12 protein-coding genes are annotated in these 21,174 nt (G+C 61.0%); 4 read left to right on the top strand and 8 right to left on the bottom strand.

Annotation, left to right across the window (positions count from 1 at the left end; all coding sequences use genetic code 11):
- Positions 1-35 precede the first annotated feature (35 nt).
- Entirely contained in the window at positions 36-4,997 is a 4,962-nt protein-coding gene (locus tag C4J87_RS12565) for a glycosyltransferase family 32 protein (protein ID WP_124367042.1), read from the top strand.
- A 35-nt stretch (positions 4,998-5,032) separates the two neighbouring features.
- Here the strand turns inward: C4J87_RS12565 and C4J87_RS26370 are convergent, their stop codons facing one another.
- The 3 genes from C4J87_RS26370 to C4J87_RS12555 form a co-directional block, all read right to left on the bottom strand.
- Positions 5,033-5,167 carry a hypothetical protein gene (locus C4J87_RS26370; protein ID WP_256680079.1) on the bottom strand — a complete coding sequence of 45 codons (135 nt, stop codon included), beginning with the start codon at positions 5,165-5,167 and terminating at the stop codon, positions 5,033-5,035.
- A gap of 11 nt (positions 5,168-5,178) precedes the next feature.
- Positions 5,179-5,394, bottom strand: coding sequence for a hypothetical protein (locus C4J87_RS12560; RefSeq protein ID WP_124367041.1), 216 nt, complete (start codon positions 5,392-5,394; stop codon positions 5,179-5,181).
- Positions 5,395-5,479: 85 nt separating this feature from the next.
- On the bottom strand, positions 5,480-6,025 hold the full coding sequence (locus C4J87_RS12555; RefSeq protein ID WP_124367040.1) for a hypothetical protein: 546 nt from the start codon (positions 6,023-6,025) through the stop codon (positions 5,480-5,482).
- 350 nt (positions 6,026-6,375) lie between these two features.
- Between C4J87_RS12555 and C4J87_RS12550 the strand changes: the two genes are divergently transcribed.
- Positions 6,376-7,785: a circularly permuted type 2 ATP-grasp protein gene (locus C4J87_RS12550; RefSeq protein ID WP_124367039.1), complete on the top strand. Its 1,410-nt coding sequence runs from the start codon at positions 6,376-6,378 to the stop codon at positions 7,783-7,785.
- 2 nt (positions 7,786-7,787) lie between these two features.
- Entirely contained in the window at positions 7,788-8,738 is a 951-nt protein-coding gene (locus C4J87_RS12545) for an alpha-E domain-containing protein (protein WP_124362847.1), read from the top strand.
- Between the two features lie 125 nt (positions 8,739-8,863).
- Here the strand turns inward: C4J87_RS12545 and C4J87_RS12540 are convergent, their stop codons facing one another.
- Positions 8,864-11,122: an ATP-dependent DNA helicase gene (locus C4J87_RS12540; protein WP_124367038.1), complete on the bottom strand. Its 2,259-nt coding sequence runs from the start codon at positions 11,120-11,122 to the stop codon at positions 8,864-8,866.
- Complete coding sequence (locus tag C4J87_RS12535) at positions 11,119-12,765, bottom strand: VRR-NUC domain-containing protein (protein WP_124367037.1); 1,647 nt, start codon at positions 12,763-12,765, stop codon at positions 11,119-11,121. The genes C4J87_RS12540 and C4J87_RS12535 overlap by 4 nt, the downstream gene beginning before the upstream one ends.
- A 187-nt stretch (positions 12,766-12,952) precedes the next feature.
- Between C4J87_RS12535 and C4J87_RS12530 the strand changes: the two genes are divergently transcribed.
- On the top strand, positions 12,953-13,177 hold the full coding sequence (locus C4J87_RS12530; RefSeq protein WP_124367036.1) for a YgdI/YgdR family lipoprotein: 225 nt from the start codon (positions 12,953-12,955) through the stop codon (positions 13,175-13,177).
- Positions 13,178-13,327: 150 nt separating this feature from the next.
- On the opposite strand, the gene C4J87_RS12525 is transcribed toward C4J87_RS12530, so the two are convergent.
- The 3 genes from C4J87_RS12525 to C4J87_RS12515 form a co-directional block, all read right to left on the bottom strand.
- Entirely contained in the window at positions 13,328-14,752 is a 1,425-nt protein-coding gene (locus C4J87_RS12525; protein WP_124367035.1) for a lipase, read from the bottom strand.
- A gap of 178 nt (positions 14,753-14,930) precedes the next feature.
- Positions 14,931-18,038, bottom strand: a complete 3,108-nt coding sequence (locus C4J87_RS12520; RefSeq protein ID WP_124367034.1) for an autotransporter serine protease — start codon at positions 18,036-18,038, stop codon at positions 14,931-14,933.
- 159 nt (positions 18,039-18,197) lie between these two features.
- Positions 18,198-21,155, bottom strand: a complete 2,958-nt coding sequence (locus C4J87_RS12515) for an autotransporter serine protease (RefSeq protein ID WP_124367033.1) — start codon at positions 21,153-21,155, stop codon at positions 18,198-18,200.
- Positions 21,156-21,174: the final 19 nt, after the last annotated feature.

The raw sequence follows: 21,174 nt of genomic DNA, 5'->3' as shown, positions 1-21,174 counted from the left end.
TGGAACCATCCTGCCCCCCTGAGACGACAGCACACATGACTCCCACTTTGAGCCGCATCGCTTCGTACGTCCCGCGCACGGACATCCCATCCGAGCCCCTCTCTCGCCCCAAACGTGAAACCCCCTCGCTGGAAACAGCTGATAAGTCGCGTGTCACGGGCGATCGCGAGTTGGCCAACGAGTATGGCTTTGCAATGCTACGCGCGGCCAAGGCCGGTACGGACGTGCGTATCAACGCGATTGACCCACACTCCACCTTCGGCCAGTGGCGCGAGCAGTTGAAAAACACCCTTCAGTTACCCGACGTTGTCCAGTGGGCTCAAGACAAAGGGATCGACGTTTCGTCGCTGATACTCAACACGCAGTCAGGGCAAGTTTCCTTCAAGCTCAAGCGCCACCTTGACCCCCAACAGAAACTGCACACGGTTGGTCCAGAAGACCGGCAATGGGCCGCTATCCGTGGGCCTATCCTTCACGCCGCACAGGTTATCTGCGCCGGGTATCCTGATACAGCCTTCATGCCTCAGGAGGTTCTTCAGGATGTGCAAATTCCGGGATCGATAATCGCGCGTTTTTACCAGGAACAGCCGCCGGCGCTGACGGCGAGTGACCTGCGTACACAGGCGCGTGGCATTCTGCGCAACTCAAGCTTCAAGACCCTTGATGCTGGCACCGACGCTGGCTTGATCGAATCCCGCAGCGAGGACGCGCTCCTGCACCAGCAAGCGTTAGTGGGCGATATCCTCATCCGCAATCAGGTCGTCTTCGAACTAAAGGAGCTGCTGCCTTTGCCCAAGGACGGCTTCGAACGCCCCGATGATCTTGAAAACCAGTTGAAGCGCAAGAAACTCTCCCTGCCTGCTCATAACACCTACCCCTCCACCTACCCCTCCGCCGACCATCAACCAGCGAACACAATCAGTGTGTTTGACTATCTGCGGGATCATGGCTTGGACATCCCCAGCAATCACATCGAGCTGGAAAACCTGATCTCATCGCTTTCCACACTGCCGCCCTACTCGCCCCCCAATGGCAACCTGGGCGGGGCGCTGGCCTGGCCCGTGCCGCTTGATACGCAAAGCCAGCAGCAGCTCAAGGCAGACATCGGCGCACGCAAGTTCGGCAACATCAATGTGAGCCCCTTCAAGAATGTCCTGGAATATCTGCTCGACGGCAGGAGGGTCACGGCTGCCGACCTCAACGATCCACGCAAGTTGATCAATACCTTGATCGAAGCCCCTGAAAGCAAGGCCCTGGGAGAGGCGATTCAGGCTGCATTCGAAGCGCGCGAAATCAAGGGCAGCGCCAACGATTGGTTGCTCGCCGCTATGGGCCTGGAGAAAAAAACAGAGAACGGCGATGGACTGACCATCGAAGGCTATCGACTGGTCAGCGCTGAAAACACCAACAAAACCGCCTCAACAGTCGTCAAGGCATTGGCCGATCATCTGCTCGCCAGCGACAGGGCTTCGTCCCCCGAAACCGCCGCCATTCAAGCACACCTTTTGCTGACCAGCAGAGCGCCGGAATTCCTGATCAAGGATATTCCGAAGGAGGTCACCATCGGCACTCACGCTTGGGTCAGTTTCGCCACCGCTGTTTCGCGCATCGAAGCAAAAGCGCCAGGCTCGACGGCAGGCATGACCTTTGCGCAAGTCATGCTTGAAAGCAGCATCGCACCGATCAGTGAACAAGAGCGCCACATTGAATATGCTGCCCAGAATGACGCGCTCAAGGATTGGGCCATCGCCAACGGGAGAAAACCACCGCTCACCCCCCTTGTAATGGGCGAAGTGCGCAAAACGTTCAGTGCGATGATCAACGAACTGAGGGAGGCTAGCGAAACATCACTCGGCAACCTGCCAACGGCCAAAGAAATAGCACTGGCGCAGTTAAAAAAAGCGCTGCCGGACATGGACCCCAGACTGTTCGAGAAAAAATGCATCACCATAGACCCTCCCCATAAACGGTTCCCCGGGCCTTACTCGATACTGGACGGCTACATCGATGGCCGACCGCTTTTCTGGACGCCCAACCGGGAGGAGTTCTGGTCGGAAGAAGCACGCAACTTCAAAAATCTTTTCGTATCCAGGGAAAACGAGGAGCGACCAGATTCACGGCCAGCAGCCTGGGTATCCTCATCAAAAGAGTTCGACCTTGACAAGGTGACTCAAACGCTGAAAACCCTGCCACGCCCCAGAGAGCTGTTCGAGCCGCAATACGCTGAGTTCTCAAGCGCCTTGAAGAAAATCAAGTCCGCACAGTTCAAACAGATGATCGCCAAACTTCCGCTGGAAGACCGCGAGAACCTGGCGTTCATCAAACTGCCCGTTCGCAAGCTCATCAGGTATTACCGAGACGATCATCCCAGGGTCGTGGAAGAAGGCGTACTGCTGTTCGACACCGAGCGCAACGGCAAGAAAATGACCTACGCGATTGATCGGATCAAGGGCACCGTGACTCGGCGGCCCGATCAGACTTACGTCGAATACCCACCTAGAAATGGCACTATTCCTCAATTGGGCCAAAGGTACGACACCGTCAAACCTGAGGGTTCGCAACCGCCGGCACTGCCCGACGGGAAAACAGCCGGGCACGGTGCGCCTGACAGTTTCAACAGCGCCAGTACCCAATACATTATCGACACGCTGTTTGCGGACATGAACTTGCCCGAGGTAGAGCGTTACGCCCGAGGGGCGACAACCTTTGATACCCAAGTCCCCCTGCATAAGACCATTGAAGCAATCGTGGTGGGCCTGATTCCCTTCAAGTCAAGCATCGAGAACTTGATCGCGGGCAACATCAAGGAAGGTGCCGTCGAACTGGCTATTGATATCTTTGGTTTCGTGGTGGGCTTCGGCGGTGCGGTCAAAGGCCTGAGCGCCCTGGCGAGGGGTGCATCGACGCTCGCAAAAGCAGGTCAGGTCGTCAGAATCATCGGCCGAGCAGCACTCGGCGCGCTGAACCCGTTGGACGGGGTTGCTGATCTGGCGCGAGGTGCCCTGCATCTTGGAAAAAAAGCCGTCAACGCAAGCTATAAGGGTATTAACCACCTGCGCAATCACCACCGCAGCGTCGACCTGCTGCAATTGGCCAAAAGGCCCGATATCGCCGAAGGCACCTACAAGTTGGCCGGTAACGGCAATGAAATTCCTGCCCTGGCCAAATTCGACGAAGGCACGCAAAGGTGGTTTGCATTTGACCCGCGTACGCAACAGGCCTATGGCAAGTCACTCGAGCAGTTCAGTGTTGGCCCACGGGGCGGATTGGACGCGATCGGCAGCAACGACGCGATAAAGACCGTCAGCCAGCGCCATGGCTTGGCAGCCGCCGGCACATTCAAGGTCGGACAGAAGAGCGTTGAAGGCAACGTTGTGATGTTTCAGGGCAATTGGCATCAATACGACCCGCTGAAAAAACAACCTATCGGCCCTCCATTGAAAGACTTCACCCCCAGTCGGGTAGCGGCCAGTGGCGAAGTACGTGTCGCGGATGCCGATTTGCTGGGGTATCAAGCCAACTACATCGAGCCGCGAGAGCTTTCGAGCAAAGGCCTGCAGGGCAACGTGTATCAAGGCCGCAGTAAAAAGGAATATGTGAAGGTCGATGGAGCGCTGTATGAATCCAAAGTCAAGGACGGCCAGCGATTCATCCTCCACCCCACAGGCAAGGGCCCTGACATACCGGTCAAGGATCTCGGCATTTCCGGGTGGGAGCCTCGCTCCAGGTCTGTCGGTCTGCTGGGGGGCGCGAAGGAATTTCATACACCATGGCAATTGGGCGATAACACGTATGTCGTGCCGATGGACGGTATCAAGGTGGTGGAAAACGCTGCCCCGCCTTTCAGGATCAACGTCAAGGGCGTCGACCACGCCGTCGACTTTGACAGTACCCACGGCGCCTGGCGAGGTGTCTCTTCAGGCCTGGATGCTCCCTATTTCTGGCGAAATCCTAAAGGAGCGTGGCAGCAAGGCAACATTAATGATTTTCTGCGCGCTAAAAAGGCAGACGCTCATCACTATCAATTCGTCGATGTGTCGGCGATCCCGAAAGTCCCGAAAGAGGTCACCCCCTTACCCCAGAGCTTGCATTATTTTTGGGCCGGCCAAGACCTCCCCGCCCATTTGGCCGACAACCTGGCTAAAAACAGCCGACGTGCGCCCGGATACACCTCAGTCATCCATGTTGACGCCGATACCCCTGAAATTTTTGAAAAGATAAAAACCACCCTGAAAGACAAAGCCCCCGGCGTAACGGTCAAGAACTTTCGGGAGGATGCCCTCTACACACAGTTGAAAAATGACGAAATGTACAATTATTTCCGTCAAGGACAAGGTAAAAACCTGGCCGCCACTTCGGATGTCGCGCGTTATCAAATCATGCACAAGCATGGTGGGGTTTACCTGGACACCGATGACCTCATCCAGACCAACGTCGATTCCGGCGCGTTGATGGCGGGGGCCAATGATGTCCTGCTCGGTCACCCGGTTGTGCATCGGTCCACCGACTTCAAACCTTTCTATAACAACAGTAACTTTGCCACCCAGCCTGGCAACCCGTTGATGAAAGAAGTCATCACGGAAATGCACAAGCGCTTTGCCGCGAACAAACCCTATTTTGTGAACAACCGCCCGGTGGCCCGGCAGTCTATCAACGGTGGTGCATTTACCTCTGATCTCGACGAATACGGGAAAAAACTATTCGAAACGACGGGCCCTACCCTGCTCAACGACACACTCAAGGCAAAACGACCTGATATGTATGATCTGGGACTGGAAGGGTTCTCAAAAGATACGAATGTCGTGGACGGAGAACTGGTCTCGTCTGGGCCGGTCGTCAATAACGAAGAGAGAGCCCTGGACTTATATCGAGAACGGGGCATTAAGCCGCCCCTGCTGCTGCGCCTTCATATCAGTAAAATGCGCGAGCATTATTTCCCGCTTCGCCATAAATTCAACGTGAAAGCAGGGGCCGACCATTCCTGGAAGACTGGCTGATCGCCCCTCGTTCAACCTCTACCCGTCCGGGCGGATCAGTCCTGCTCCTCGGTGTTGCCGACGTCCGCCGCTTCATCCAGGTCGTTGAGCGGCACTTCAGCATCGTCCATCAACGAGCCTGGGTCTTCATTGCCAGGATCGTTGAATTCTTCGTCCAGTTCTTTTGACATGACCATCTCCTCTAACCGCCTTGGGTATCGATATCAGCATCGGTTTCAGGCTTGGGCTCGAGCGGCTCAGGCTTGAAGTCTGGACTGTAGTCGTTTTCCTTGGCCTTTGGGTCGCTTGCCGGCGCTGGATCTTTGGGCGCATCGGCGCCAGTGCTGGGGGCCGCCTCGCCGCCGTCGATCGCTGGGTCGTTGCGGTTACTGGTTTGGGGATCGTTGTTTGTCGTCATGGCACACCTCTTTGCAGGCCTGTGGGGAATCTTTACCCCGTAATGCTAAGGCGCTGCGTTACCGAATGAAGTTCAGTCCGATTGCTCAGTGCAGTGGATTGTCAACCTGGATGTAGAAGGCATAGATGCCCAATACCAGCCAGAACCCCATGAATAACCAAGGCGCGCGCATGGAAAACAGCAGCGATTTGCGATAGCCCTTGTGGGTCGACTCCATTTCGGAAAACAACGGCGAGTCATCGTAGGCCATGCCCATCACCGGTTCACTGCGCAGCAGCTCGCTTTGCTTGTAGTGCCAGTGATCGATGATCTCGTAGGCGGCGCGTATGCCCGGCCAGGCGTTGAGTGAGCTGAGGATCCCCAGCGCGGCGAGAATGGCCGGCACCAGCAGGGTGAACAGCTTGCCCCACTCCGGGTTGAGATTGCCCATCCCGGATACGAAGGCAATGACCAGGAATGACTGGGCGGTGAGGTAGGCGTCGGTGCGGTTGGCCAGGATGCTGGTTTCGTACTGGATCTCGCGACGATAGAAGTCGAGACGGTCCTTGGGCGAACCGAAGATCTTGGCGTTGTGCTCGCTGTGGTCGGTCAGCGCCGCTTCCGGGGAGTTGGGCGAAATGATTCTGGGCACGACGGGGGCTCCACTAGGTTTCAAGGCTTATTAGAAGAAGCGCGTCTGGGGGAAGTTCAAGTTTGTCGCGCACCAAATTGAGGCGCCGTGGTGAGGGCCGCCTCGCAGCCAGCGGCAGCAAACGCCCACGCCACGGGAGAATCACCGTGCCTCAGCGGTTCCGGCACACGCCTTGCTTAAACCATTCATCTGCGCACATTCAGGAGCATTCGTTACCCCCCGACCCAGAGCCGACCCCATAAGAAAGTAAGGACCAGGCCCGTTGGCACCCTCGACCACGGGCTCATAAAAAATGCGTTTAAAAGCGGCAGTGCCCCCCGCGCTCCCCTCGGCACTGACAAGGTACTGGAATGGCTCGATCTTTCTTTGACGAAATGAATGACGCGCAAGGCGTTTGCCGCGCGCACTACCAGGATTTCTCCCACTGGCTGGCCAACACGCCGCCGGAACTGCTGGCCCAGCGACGCCGCGAAGCCGATTTGCTGTTCCACCGCGCCGGGATCACCTTCACCCTCTATGGCGACGAACAGGACACCGAGCGCCTGATCCCCTTCGATATCATCCCCCGCAGCATCCCCGCCAGCGAGTGGAGCGTGATCGAGCGTGGCTGCATCCAGCGGGTCAACGCGCTGAACATGTTCCTCGCCGACATCTACCACGACCAGCGCATCATCAAGGCCGGAATCATCCCGGCCGACCAGGTGCTGGGCAACGAGGGCTACCAGCAGGCAATGGTCGGCCTCGACCTGCACCGGGGCATCTATTCGCATATTTCCGGGGTGGACCTGGTGCGCGACGGCGACGGCACCTACTACGTGCTTGAAGACAACCTGCGCACCCCCAGCGGCGTAAGCTACATGCTCGAAGACCGCAAGATGATGATGCGCCTGTTCCCGGAAGTGTTCGCCAAGCAGCGCATTGCGCCGGTGGACCACTACCCCAACCTGCTGCTCAAGACCCTGAAAAGTTCGAGCCGCCTGGACAACCCCAACGTGGTGGTGCTGACGCCGGGCCGCTTCAACAGCGCGTTTTTCGAACACGCCTTCCTCGCCCGGGAGATGGGCGTGGAGCTGGTGGAAGGCGCCGACCTGTTCGTCCACGACCTCAAGGTGTTCATGCGCACCACCGACGGCCCCAAGGCGGTGGACGTGATTTACCGGCGCATTGACGACGCGTTCCTCGACCCCGAGGCGTTCAATCCCGACTCGATGCTCGGCGTGCCCGGCCTGGTCGCGGCGTATTGCGCCGGCAACGTGGTGCTGGCCAACGCCATCGGCACCGGCGTGGCGGATGACAAGTCGATCTACCCCTATGTCCCGGCCATGATCCGCTTCTACCTGGATGAAGAGCCGGTGCTGCAAAACGTGCCGACCTTCCAGTGCCGCAAGCCGGAGGAACTGTCCCATGTGCTGGCCAACCTTGAGCACCTGGTGGTCAAGGAAACCCAGGGCTCCGGCGGCTACGGCATGCTGGTCGGCCCGGCGTCCAGCGCCGCCGAGATCGAGGACTTCCGCCAGCGCATCAAGGCCCGGCCCCACGCCTACATTGCACAGCCGACCCTGAGCCTGTCGACCTGCCCGACTTTTGTCGAAAACGGCATCGCGCCACGGCATATCGACCTGCGCCCCTTCGTGCTGTCGGGCAAGGAAACGCGCCTGGTGCCCGGTGGCCTGACGCGCGTGGCGTTGCGTGAAGGCTCGCTGATCGTCAACTCGTCGCAAGGCGGCGGAACCAAGGACACCTGGGTGGTGGAGGGCTGAGTATGTTGAGTAGAACCGCCGCAGACTTGTACTGGATGTCCCGCTACCTGGAACGCGCCGAGAACCTGGCGCGCATGCTGGAAGTCAGCTATTCGCTGTCGTTGATGCCCCAGGCCGGGCGCAGCGATGGGCTGGACGAACTGGCGATGTCACTGCTCAGCAGCGGCACCCTGGACAGTTACCTGGAGCGCCACACGCAACTGGACGCCGAACGCATGCTGCATTTCTTCGCTCTGGATGAAGAAAACCCGGCGAGCATCTACAACTGCCTGCGCGCCGCCCGGAGCAACGCCCACGCGGTGCGCGGACGCATCACCGCCGACATGTGGGAAAACCTCAACGCCACCTGGCTGGAAATGCGCAGCATCGCCGCCGGCGGCCTGGCGCGACACGGCATCAGCCACTTCTGTGACTGGGTCAAGCAACGCTCGCACCTGTTTCGCGGCGCCACCTCAGGCACCATCATGCGCAATGACGCCTACCGATTCATTCGCCTGGGCACCTTTGTCGAGCGCGCGGACAACACCCTGCGCCTGCTGGATGCGCGTTATGAGATGTTTGGTGAAGAGTCCGAGGAAGTCAGCGACCTGTCGGCACGCGGTTATTACCAGTGGAGCGCCCTGCTGCGCGCGTTATCGTCGTTCGAGGCGTATACCGAGTTGTACCCGAACGCCTTGAATGCACGCTCGGTGTCGGAGTTGCTGCTGCTGCGCAGTGATGTGCCGCGCTCGCTGCATGCGTGCATCGAGGAACTGAGCCATATCCTCGCCGACCTGCCCGGCAGCTACGGGCGCACGGCGCAGCGCCTGGCGGCGGAGTTCGAGGCGCGGCTCAGGTACACGGGCATCGATGAAATCCTGGAAGACGGGCTGCACACACGGCTGACGGACTTTATCGACAGCGTGCGCGAGTTGGCGCGATCAATACAAAGCTCCTATCTGGAAGTGGTCTAAGCCCCAACACCGTGCAAATGTGGGAGGGGGCTTGCCCCCGATGGCGGTGTATCAGCCAGCTTATGTGTAGCTGACCCACCGCTATCGGGAGCAAGCCCCCTCCCACATGGACCGCAGTCCACCTGTCAAATATCAATCGACCACCACCTGGGCAACAACTGCCGCACCCGCGCTTCGCCAAAGCGATCATCGATCAACATCACCACCCCGCGGTCGTGCTGGCTGCGGATCACCCTCCCCGCCGCCTGCACGACTTTCTGGATACCGGGGTACAAATAGGTGTAGTCATACCCCGCGCCGAAGATCGCGCCCATGCGAATCTTCATCTGTTCATTCACCGGGTTGAGTTGCGGCAAGCCCAAGGTGGCGATAAACGCCCCGATCAGGCGCGCACCGGGCAAATCGATGCCTTCGCCAAAGGCGCCGCCCAGCACCGCAAAGCCGATGCCCTGGCTGTGTTGGGTGAACTGGTCCAGAAAGGCCTGGCGCTGCGCCTCGGCCATGCCCCGCGACTGCAACCACAGCGCAATCTGCGGATGACGCTCGGCCATCAACTGCGCCACCTGTTGCAGGTAATCGAAGCTTGAGAAAAACGCCAGGTAGTTGCCGGGTTGCTCGGCAAATTGCCGGGCGATCAAGGCCACAATGGGTTCCAGCGACGCTTGGCGATGCACGAACCGCGTGGAAATACGCTCGACGATGCTCACCCGCAATTGCTCGGCCTGGAACGGCGATTCGACGTCGATCCAGGCGGTATCCGTCGGCAGTCCGAGCAGGTCGGCATAATAGTGGCGTGGGCTCAGGGTTGCGGAAAACAGCACGCTGCTGCGCGCGGCGGTCAACCGGGGCCGGATGAATTCGGCCGGCACCACGTTGCGCAGGCACAGGGTCGAGCTGCTGCGCTTGCCGCTGAACGTGCGCTTGCTGATGTCGAAGATGAAGTGCTCATTGAACAGCTCGGCCACCTTGGCAAATTGCAGCGCTTCGAAGTAGAAGGCTTGCAGGTCGCCATTGAGCGCTTCGGGATGCTCGTTGAAGTAATCGCCCATGGCGCTGGCACACAGGCTCAGGGCCTGTAGCAGCTTGTCGGGTTTGGCCGCGTAGGCCTGATACGGCGCAAGCTGATCCTTGTGCAAGGCGTTCCACTCACGGTTCAGGCGCTGCAAGGGCTTTTTCAGCACCTCGGGCGCACTCTCGCGCAGGGTCTTGAGGCTGTACTGATCGAGGCTGGCGCTGTACATCGAACGCGCGCGCTCGACCAGATTATGGGCTTCGTCCACCAGCACTGCGACGCGCCATTGGTTGAGCTGGGCCAAGCCGAAGAGCATCGCGCCAAAATCGAAATAGTAGTTGTAATCAGCGACCACGACATCGGTCCAGCGCGCCATTTCCTGGCTCAGGTAATACGGGCACACGTCGTGGGCCAGCGCCACCTCGCGCAGATTACGTTGATCGAGCAGGCGAACCCCGGACGCCGCCTGGCGCGCGGCGGGCAAACGGTCGTAAAAGCCCTTGGCCAGCGGGCACGAATCGCCGTGGCAGGCTTTATCCGGGTGCTCGCACGCCTTGTCCCGCGCTACCAGTTCCAGCACCCGCAAAGGCAAGTCGGGGCTGCTGTCGTACAGCACTTGGGCGGCATCCAGCGCCAGCTTGCGACCGGGGGTTTTGGCGGTCAGGAAAAACACCGTGTCCAATTGCTGCGGTGCCAGGGCCTTGAGCATCGGAAACAGCGTGCCGACGGTCTTGCCGATGCCGGTAGGCGCCTGGGCCATCAGGCAGCGGCCGGTACTCACCGCCTTGTACACCGATTCGGCCAGCGCGCGTTGGCCGCTGCGAAACTCGGCATGGGGAAACGCCAGGCTCTGCGCGGCGCTATTGCGCGCTTCACGGTGCTGCATCTGCTGGTGGGCCCAGTGCAGAAACAGCGCGCATTGCTGGTTGAAGAAGCGTTCGAGGTCGCGCGCGGCAAAGCGCTGCTTGAGCAGGGTTTCGCCCTCGCCGACGATATCGAAGTACACCAGCGCCAACTCGATCTCATCAAGCCCTAGCTTCTGGCACATCAACCAGCCGTAGACCTTGACCTGGGCCCAATGCAGTTGCCGATGGTTGGCCGGCTGGGCCTGAAGGTCACCGCGATAGGTTTTTACCTCTTCGAGGCGATTGCTGTCCGGGTCATAGCCGTCCGCCCTGCCGCGTACCTTGAGTTGCTGATACTCGCCTTCGAGCGCGACTTCGTTCTGATAGTGGGCGCTGCGCCGCGACGCCACCGTGCGATGGCCGACGATACCTTCCTGGGCGCTGGGCGATGGGGTAAAGCGCAAGTCCAGGTCACCGACCTTGGCCGTGAACTCACACAACGCCCGCACCGCGACGCTATAGCTCAAGCGGACTCTGCCCAGCGCACATAACAGACCGTGACCGGCATCTGGTACTCACCGCAGAATTCCAGCCAGCGCAGCTGGTTGTCCTGCAGGCGGTCGCCAGGGCCCTTGACCTCGATCATGCGGTAGGTTTTTTGCGCCGGCCAGAACTGGATCAAGTCGGGCATCCCGGTGCGATTGGCGCGGATGTCCAGCAGCAGCCGCTCGAACCAGTAGCACAAGTGTTCGGCAGGCAGGCACGTCAGGGCTTGCTCCAGCAGCTCTTCGCTGAGCAGGTTCCAGAACACAAAGGGCGACTGAATCCCCCATTTGTCCACATAGCGTTGGCGGATAGTGGTTTTGTAGCGCTCGTCGCGCAGTTGCTCGAAGCACGCGCTGAACAAAGCGGCGCGGCGTTGCTGGAAGTCTTCGCTGTGCAGGTCGGCCGGCCCGCGCTGGAACGGGTGGAAAAACGCGCCCGGCAGCGGCGCGAAGATCACGTCCCAGCACAGCAGGCCGAACAGCGAATTGATCAGGCCATTTTCCACATAATGCACCGGCGCGTCCGGCTCGCTCAGATGGGCCTGCACGCAATATTCCACCGACATCAGCGGCTCAGGGAATGCCAAGGCGAGGTCCAGCCGCGTGAGGGCCCGCGGCTTGGCCTTCGCCACCTTCGGCTCATCCAGCTTGCGCCGCAGGCGCGGCACTACGCGCAGCAGGTGTTGCTGCTCGGCGGCGCTTTCCGGCGCCTGTTGCGCGGCGACAGCCAACGCCAGGGCGGGCGCATAAGCCTCCTGGCGCTCCAATACGCGGATCAATCGTGCGCGCGCGCCGGGATAGCTGCAGTCGCGATAGATCTGCTCGGCCAAGTCCAGTTCAGCGCTGCGTTCACAGCATTGGCCGATCTGGAACAGCAACTTGGCGCGGCGTTTTTCCAGCCAGGGGTTGTCGGTGTGCAAGCTGGCGATGTGGGCCAACACCGTTTCCAGCGCCTCACCCGCCTCAAACGCTTGCTGGCACTGGTGCAGGAACACACAGCCCTCCACGTCGGCGCGGCTGCGCAATCCACGGGACTCGGCACAGAACGGCACCTTCTCGTAGGTGTAGATGCCCAGGTCCGCCAGCACGAACTCCGACCAGTCCTGATAGAGATTGCCGAAAAACATCAGGCGCAGGCGGTCGCACAGCTCCATTACCGTAAGGCTGTAGAGCACGTCCTGCAGCTCGGGGCACCAACGGGCAAAGCTGCGGCGTTCATTGAACCGCGCAGCCAATGGCGCCAGCCAGTCGGATTTCCTGGCGTTGGGCTGGTCGATCCAGGGTTTGAAGGCCATGAGCAGTTCGCCTTTTTGCAGCAAGCCGAACAGTTCATCAAAGCCCAACAGGCATTGATCATCGACCCAACCGCTCGCCAGCAGTGGCTGCATGGCCGCGTGAGGGCAGCCGATTTCCAGGTAATCGAGCTTTGCTCCACGAAAATGCACACCTTTGCGCATGACCATGCGTACCAATAACGCCTGGGACGCTTGCGGCAACCTGTCGAATTGCTGAATGAACTGCAATTCGTCCGGGTCGAGCAAATCGGCATAGCGCTGCTGCAACCCAATCAGCACTTGGCGGAAGTTGTGCAGGTAATACAAGGGGTCTTCAAGGGGGTGGGCCATGGCGCAGAGTAATCAACTACTGGTTATGCATACAGAGTGCCGCTGCAAACGCATTGTTGCAATCGGTAATAGATAAATGGCGCCTGCAACTTTTTGCAAAAAAGCGATCAGATGTGGGAGCTGATCGCGTAACATTTATGCCCCGCAGCCAGACGCTGCGGGGCTTTTCAAGGTAAAGGTAAGGGTAATGAACATGAAGAATTTGGGTCTGCCGCTGGTTGCACTCACTTTTCTGGTATTGGCCGGTTGCTCCACGCAAACCGTGGTGACGTTGCAAAACGGCACACAGTATTTGACCAAGGACACACCCAACGCCAAAACCGCCGACGGCTTCTATGAGTTCACCGATATCGCCGGCAAGCGCATCCGTATCAAGGCCGATGATGTGGCGACTGTTCGCGAGGAAAAATAATCCTGCCGTCAACGCCGATCAAAATGTGGGAGGGGCGGTGCGACGATTCGACTTGCTCCCGATGACGGTATGACAGTCGACACATGAAGTGACTGGACCACCGCTATCGGGAGCAAGCCCCCTCCCACAGTTTTAACTGCATTCCAATAGTTAGCCGATCACAATCCCCTCCCCCGACAAACTGCTCACACCCACCAGTGTCACCGAGTCGGCGCCGAAGCTGATCACCGTATCGCCGCCCACCACCTTGGCGTGGTCACGATAATCCGTGCTGCCCCCTACCCCGTCGAACACCAGCTTGTCCGTCGCCTGATAGCCAATCACCCGGTCATTGCCAAACTGCCCGTTGAACAGAAAGGTGTTATGCCCGCTGCTGTCGCGAATTGTGTCGTTACCTTTGCCACCCTCGATAAAGTCTGCGCCCTTGCCGCCCTGGATCAGGTCGTTGCCGTGGCTGCCGATAATGAACGTATTGCCCTGGTGCGCTTCGGCGTTACGGTTGAGGTCTTGCACCCAGGTGGTGGCCCGCGCCGGGTCGGACAGGTTGGCAACGATCACCGTAGAATCGCGGGTCATCTGCTCGTAGAAGCCGGAGTCGAGGATGCGCGTCATGCCGTCGCCATAGCCGGTGGGCAAGTGCGACACCCAGGTCGGCAGGTTGAGGATCGAAAACGGCAGCGCGTTCCATAGCGTCGACGCGTAGTGGTCGTTGAAGCTGACGATATTATCGGTACTGGACTCGTGGGGCTTGTCGTGCACGCCAAACGACGACAGGTTGGAGGAGTAGCCATCCAGTGCCCGGAACACCGGGTCATTTTCGTAGCCCACGTTCAGCACCTTGTCACCGGCACTCTGGGTCGGCGAGGCATAGGCCACGTAGCTGGAATCCTTGTAAAAGCTCGACCATTTGCTGTCGCTCAAGTCGGCCATGCTGTTGACCGCAAGCCCTCCCAGGCTGTGGCCGCTGACCACCACGTCGTGGCCGCACAGGCCGTGGGCACCGGCATACTCGGCGACGTTCTTGAGCAGGCCGCCGAAGGCTTCGCCGGCGTAGTTTTTCGCATAGTCCTTGGGGCCGAGGGCAGCAAGCAGGTCGCTGACCAGGTCGCCGATGGAATCGGTGATCAAGTTTTCACGCGGCCCGGACGTACCGCGAAAACCGATACCGATCTCCAGCAACGTGCCCGCGTTATCGTACTTGCCCAGCACCTCGGCCTGGGCCGTGGTGTAGCCGGGCTTTTCACCGAAAAAGGTGCCCCTAGCATCAACCTTGCCGGTGTAGCCGAGGGTGCTGGCGCTGATGGGTGTCCAGCCGGCCTGTTGCACCGCCTCTAGCGCGGCTTTTTCTGAATCGGGGTTCCAGGGCACGCCGGGAATCACCCCCTGGGAATCGGTGCTGCCCAGCAAAGCCCCGACCAGCGTGGCCGGCAGGCCCAAGCCCAGGCCATTGTGCTGATAGCCCACGGCGAAGCCGTTATCCAGGTTGTGGTAGGAATACAACGTGATCGCCATCGCATCGGCGAACAACGCTTTGGAGCCCTCGGCCCCGAGGTTTTTATAGTCAAAAATACCCATGGCACTGCCTCTCTGTTGTTGGATTTGTAGAGAAAGCCAAAAAACCTGTTATCCGTTACCGACTGTAGGAGCGAGCTTGCTCGCGAAAAACTAAAAGGCGCCGCGTTTTTTCAGGTAGAGCGCGTCATCGTTGACGATCTTCGCGAGCAAGCTCGCTCCTACAGTGGTTTTTAAAGCCTTAGAACGCCCAGTCCAGGCTCAGACCGACGCCGTGCACCTTCTCCTTGCTGGCCAGCAAACCGTTGTAATCGAAGTTCACCCGCGCATCCTTGCTCAACGCCAGGCTCACCCGCGCACCAACCAGTGCGGCATCACGCACCATCGGCGCGCTTTCCACCGCGAACGAAGGGCCACCCGAGGCAAACGCCAAGTGCTGTTCGGAGTCGGTGCTGCTCAGGTTGTGCTGCCAGCCCAGGGTGCCGGACACTTCCAGTTGCTGGTGATCGTTGACGTTGAAGGTTTTCAGGGCGCGCACACCCAGGGTGCTCAGCACCAGGTCGCGGCTGTCGTCGCCGCTTTTCAGCGCGGCGGCATCGCCCTTCTCGGTGAAGCCATCGGTGTTCAGGTGCACGTAGGCCAGGTTGGCGAACGGCTCCAGGGCCAGTGGTTGCAGGTTGATGCGGTATGCCGCCTCGGTGAACAGCTGGGTGCTGTGGGCATCGACCTTGGCTTTTTGCTTGCCGCTGACGTCACCGTATTGCAGGTCGCGCTTTACATCGGCGCGGTGCCAGCTGTAGGTCGCGCCGCCGCTCAGGCGCCAGGCGCCGATTTCATGCCCGGCATACGCGCCGAAGTGGTAGCTGTCGACCGACGCACGGCTATGAGTATCGCTGCCCATGTTCAACGAGGTATCGCTGTAGCCCGCCACCAGGCCGATGCGTGTCGCGTCGTCGAGGGCACCGTCGACACCGGCGAGCATGCCGCCAATCGACGTGGTGTAGCCCGCCGTGTCGTTGCGGCTGTCGGTCTTGCCCCATGCACCCAGCGCCTTGACCCACACGTTGCCACGGCTGTCGATGGCCTGGCTGGTGGCGCCCATTTCACCATTGCGCAGCCGTTCACCGACCGCTTCGCGTACGTAGCGGCTGTCATTGACCAACGCCGTTTCCAACGCCGGATAGACTTCGCCGCTCAGTTGCTGGAACGCGCCTTGCGCCGAGGCCGCCGTCGGTGCCAGCAGCAGGCTTTCATACACCCCATTGCCCGCGCCCAATTGCTCGGCGGCGGCGGCGACGGCGCGTTGGTTCGGCGTAGCGGCCACACTGGCGAAGCTGTTGGTGCGTGCCACGTCCAGCTGCACACCATTGGCCGCGTAGTTCAAGGTGCCGCCAATGAACAGGTAGTCAGGCAGTACCGCACCAAAGCTGCCAGTGACGCCACCTGCGGCTTGCAGGATGTTGTACTGGCGGCCGATCAGGCTTTGCGCCTGGGTCGCGCTCAACAGGGTCGGACTGTTTTCCAGGGCCAGGGTCACGGTGCCGCCGTTCAGCGTGGCGGTGCCGCCGGCAACGATACGGTCGCTGCTGGTGGGTGACAATTCCACCGCGTAAGTCGAGCCCGGCTCGAAGGTGACATTGCCCGCCACGTTCAGCGTGCCGATGGAGTTGCCCGGCGCCACGGTGCCGCCGCTGTTTGCGCTCAGCGAACCGATACGCCCCGAGCCACCGACGATGCCGCTCTGGCTGACGGTCACGTCGGAGGTAACCGAGCCATTGATCGCCAGCAAGCCTTGGTTGACCAGGGTCGGGCCGCTGTAGGTGTTGGCGCCGGTCAGCACCAGGGTGCCAATGCCCTGCTTGGTCAGGCCGCCATGCCCGGCGATGTCGTTGCTCCACACATCCAGCCCGCAATGCACGTCGCTGCACACGCGCTGGGTCGGTTTGCCGGCATCCACCACCGCGCCGATACCCGGCAAGTCCGCGACGAACTGGCCAGTGCCATAGGCGCCATCGATGCGAAACTCAGCCGGAATGTCCTCGGCGGTAATGAACATCCCCGGGCCATTGACTGCCTTGCCCAGGTTGATCATGCCCCAGCCGTACAGCGAATCGATGCCTGGCGCGCCGAGGTCGGTGGCGGTGGTCTTGAGCAGCGTGGAGATCTGGTCGCCACTCATGTAGGGGAAGCGCTCCATCAGCACCGCCGCACTGCCGGCCACGTGGGGCGCGGCCATGGAGGTGCCGTTGAAGTTGGCGTAGTCGGTGGTCAGGTTGTCCAGGTTGGTGCCGTTGATGATCGAACTGAAAATCTTGGTGCCTGGTGCCGACACACAGAAACTCGCCGCATAGCCGCAGCGCGAAGAGAAGGTGCTGATCACGTACGGGTTGGCACTGCTGGTGTCCGGGTTCTGCTGCAGGGCCGCTACCGACAGCCAGTTCGGTGCAATCTCGGGTACGAAGTACGCCAGGCCCGAAATCGCATCCGGGTTGTTGCGGTTGTAGTCGTTACCAGCGGCAAAGATGGTCAGCACACCGCTGCGCGCGGCGTCGATCGCACCTTGATAGGCACCACCGGCAATCGTGCCGAGAATCGGCCGAATGGTGTTGAATTGCGCCTGGGCTTCATTGACCGTGAAGTTCGGAAAGGCGGGATCGCGGCCGCCCTTGGCGTACTGATCACCGATGCCAATGCCCCAACTGTTGTTGATGATCCGCGCGCCACTGGCCACCAGTGCATCCCAACCGGCTTTGTACACCGCACCATCGTTGCCCAGGATGATCCCGTCTTCCGGGCCTGGGTCACCGTTTTCGGCGCTGATGATCTGCGCGTTGAACGCCACGCCGTGCATCGGCCCGCCGTCGCGGTTACCGGCGGCAATGCCGCCGACATGGGTGCCGTGGTTGCCCAGCTTGCCGTTTGAGCCCAGGGACGGCGTACCGTCATAGCGAAACGCATCACCGGCCTTCACCGGGATATACGGGTCGGTGTATTGGCGGATGCCCTCGGTGACGATCGTCACCACTTTGTTGGGGCTGGCGAATTCCGGGTGCTGGGCGTACACCGGCTGGTCGAAGATGCCCAGCTTGACGCCCTTGCCGGTGTAGCCCGCCGCATACGCGGTGTCGGCATGGACCGCGCCCAGGCCCCAATCGGCCTTGAACTCATTGCTGCGCCAACTGGCGGCGTCGCCCAGCTTGCCGGTTTCCACATAGGGTGCGGCCTGGGCGGTCCCCAGGCTTGCCAGGCAACACAACAACGCGCCGCATGGCACGCTGCTCAAGGCCTTGAGCGGATAGCCCGGACCTGTGGGGATGGCGGTAGTTAACCCTGACTTGCGTTTTTTCACGGTGACCTTCCTTAGTTTTCTTGTTGCCAGTATGTGAACCACTTCCAAGGTGGGAGGGGGCTTGCTCCCGATGGCGATGTATCAGTCGGCACAACAGGCGTCTGACACGCCGCCATCGGGAGCAAGCCCCCTCCCACAGTTGAACTGCGGTGCCCTTCCCTAGAACTGCCAGTTCAGGCTCAGCCCCACGCCCTGGGTTTTCTCGCGTCCACCCAATTGGCCGTTGTAATCCAGGTTGACCCGCGTCGACGGGCTCAGCGCCAGGCTCGCCTGCACGCCCACCAGGGCCGCGTCGCGCAGCAACGGCGCGCTGCGCACGGCGAATGAAGGGCCACCTGCGACAAACGCCAAGTGTTCTTCGGATTCGACGGCGGTGAGGCTGTGTTGCCAGCCCAGGGAACCCGACAGATCAAGCTGCTGGTGGTCGTTCAACGCCAGGCTTTTCAACGCCCGCAGCCCCAGGGTGCCGAGCACGGCATCACGTCGATCACTGCCACGTTCCAGGGCCGCTGCGGCGCCTTTTTCGTGGAACGACTCACTGTCCAGGTGCACGTAGGCCAGGTTGGCAAACGGCTCCAGTGCCAGTGGTTGCAGGTGAATGCGGTAGGCGGCTTCGGTGAACAACTGCGCGGTGCGCGCATCCAGCTTGGTTTTCTGCTTGCCGCTGACCTCGCCATATTGCAGGTCACGTTTCACATCGCCGCGATGCCAGCTGTAGGCACCGCCGACGCTCACCCGCCAGGCGCCCAGCTCACGCCCGGCATACGCGCCGAAGTGGTAGCTGTCGATGGACGCCGATGAATGCGTGCCGCTGCCCAGGCTCAAGGAGCTGTCGCTGTAGCCGGCGACCACGCCGACGCGGGTCTGTTCGTCGAGTGCGCCGTCGACCCCGGCCAGCAAGCCGCCGATGGAGGTGGTGGCGCCCGCCGTTTCACTGCGAGTGTCCGACTTGCCCCAGGCGCCCAGGGCCTTGAGCCACAGGTTGCTTTCACCGGCCACCGGCACATGCCGCAGACGTTCGCCTACCGCGTCACGCAGTTGGCGGCTGTCGTTGATCAACATCGCGCCCACGGCCGGGTAGATTTCACCGGACAGCTGCTGCAAGCCCTGTTGCGCCGTGGCAATCGAGTCCGACTGCAGCAGACTTTCATACACCGGGTTGCCGGCGCCCAGTTGCTCGGCGGCCGTGGCGACGGTGCGCTGGTTACGGGTGGCGCCGACACTGGCAAAGCTGGCGTCATTGCGCCCGACCGCCAGTTGCACGCCGTTGGCGGCATAGTCGAGGGTGCCGCCGAGGAACAGGTAGTTCGGCAGCACTTGGCCGAACTGGCCCTGGATACCGCCGGCCGCTTCAAGGATCGAGTATTGGCGACCGATCAGGCTCTGGGCCTGGCTCTGGCTCAATAAGGTCGGGCTGTTTTCAAGGGCCAGGGTCACTGTACCGCCGCCGAGCACGGCCTTGCCGCCGGCGACGATGCGGTCGCTGCTGGTCGGGGTCAGTTCGACCGCGTAGGTAGAGCCTGCGCCCAGGTTCACATCCCCCGCCACCTGCAACGTGCCCACTGAATTGCCCGGCGCGACACGCCCGCCGTTGTTGACCGACAGCGCGCCGATACGCCCGGAGCCGCCCAAGGTGGCGCTGTTATTGACGGTGACGGCCGAGGTCAACGAGCCGTTCACGGCCAGCAGGCCGCCGTTGACGGTGGTCGCGCCGCGATAGGTGCTGTCGCCGCTGAGCACCAGGCTACCCGCGCCGGATTTGATCAGGCTGCCTTCGTACACACGGTTCGCTGCGGCTTGATCGCGCGCGCTGCCCACGGCGTAGTCGGTCTGGTCCTGCTGGCTGGCCGTGGCACCCACGCCGTTTTGCCAGCCCTTATCGAGCAGGGTCTGCTGCCAGGCGCTGTGCTCGGCGCGGTCTTCTGCCTGACGCTGGAGCAATGCCTGGTCAGACATGCCGTTGCTCCACACATCGCCCTGCCCGGCCGCCAGGTTCACGTCCATCGCGCCGAGCAACTGCCCTGGACCGTGCATCGCCCGGCCCAGGTCCGGCACGCCCCAGCCGACGATGGCGTTCGGCGCCTGGGTGATCGAGCCGTCGAGCTGGGTGGCGGTGGTCAACAGCACCTGCAGCGCCTGCTCGTTGGTCATGTAGGGATAGCGTTCCATCACCAGCGCCAATGAGCCCGTGGCATGGGGCGCCGACATCGAGGTGCCGGATTTCACGCCATAACCGCCGTCCGGGATGGTGCTGTTGATCAGCGCGCCGGGGGTGGAAATACACCAGTATTTGGCGATGCCGCACTTGTTGTACTTCTGGTTGTTGGCTTTATCCAGTCCCGAGACCGCCAGCCAGTGGCCTTCCAGTTCCGGCTGAAAGTACGGCAACGCCGAGCGCACGCTGGCGTTCGCGTAACCGCTGTTGCCGGCGCTGAACACGTTGATCACGCCGGCCTTGGCCACATCCGCCGCCGCGTCCAGCCAGGTGCCGCGGTTGTAGTGCTGGGCGTAGGCCGCGTGCAGGTCGTCCAGGGTCTGGTAGCTGACGTCCTTGGGCTGGCTGCCCCAGCTGTTGTTGATGGCGCGCACGCCGGAATCCACCAGAGCGGTGTACACCGCCTTGAAATACTTGGGGTCCGGGGTGGGGCCAAACAGGAAGCTGTCGTTGGCGTTGGTGTTGCCGACATACACCTGCGCGTTATACGCCACACCGTGCATGCCCACGCCGTCGCGGGCCGCGCCCATGGTGCCGGTGACGTGGGTGCCGTGGGAGTCGTTGTTCGGGTTGAGCGCGCCGGTGGTGCTGAAGGCGCTGCCATCGACGTAGGTGCCGCTGGCGGTGACCGGGTGGAAACGGTCTTTGGCCGCTTCGGGGTGATTGGTATCGAAACCCGAGTCCAGCGCACCGATTTTCACGCCATTGCCGCTGATCCCGGCGGCATAGGCTTCATCCGCCTTCATGCGCCCAAGGCCCCAGTCGCTCTGATATTCGGCGGAACGCCAGCTGGCGGGATCACCCGGCTGGCCGGTTTCGGCGTATTGCGCCTGTGCCGCAACGGACAACAGCAGCAATGAGCCTGCGGTGAAAGGTTTGAAACGTGGTGAATCCGTGATCATCCGTACACTCCTGTTTATT

Source organism: Pseudomonas sp. R1-43-08 (genome assembly GCF_003852255.1).
Taxonomy (GTDB): domain Bacteria; phylum Pseudomonadota; class Gammaproteobacteria; order Pseudomonadales; family Pseudomonadaceae; genus Aquipseudomonas.
This window is presented reverse-complemented; position numbering and strand designations above follow the sequence as displayed.

Coding starts and splice junctions, on each gene's coding strand:
- C4J87_RS12565 (WP_124367042.1), top strand. CDS start 36: ATGACTCCCACTTTGAGCCGCATCGCTTCGTACGTCCCGCGCACGGAC.
- C4J87_RS26370 (WP_256680079.1), bottom strand. CDS start 5,167: ATGTCAAAAGAACTGGACGAAGAATTCAACGATCCTGGCAATGAAGAC.
- C4J87_RS12560 (WP_124367041.1), bottom strand. CDS start 5,394: ATGACGACAAACAACGATCCCCAAACCAGTAACCGCAACGACCCAGCG.
- C4J87_RS12550 (WP_124367039.1), top strand. CDS start 6,376: ATGGCTCGATCTTTCTTTGACGAAATGAATGACGCGCAAGGCGTTTGC.
- C4J87_RS12545 (WP_124362847.1), top strand. CDS start 7,788: ATGTTGAGTAGAACCGCCGCAGACTTGTACTGGATGTCCCGCTACCTG.
- C4J87_RS12535 (WP_124367037.1), bottom strand. CDS start 12,765: ATGGCCCACCCCCTTGAAGACCCCTTGTATTACCTGCACAACTTCCGC.
- C4J87_RS12530 (WP_124367036.1), top strand. CDS start 12,953: ATGAACATGAAGAATTTGGGTCTGCCGCTGGTTGCACTCACTTTTCTG.
- C4J87_RS12525 (WP_124367035.1), bottom strand. CDS start 14,752: ATGGGTATTTTTGACTATAAAAACCTCGGGGCCGAGGGCTCCAAAGCG.
- C4J87_RS12515 (WP_124367033.1), bottom strand. CDS start 21,155: ATGATCACGGATTCACCACGTTTCAAACCTTTCACCGCAGGCTCATTG.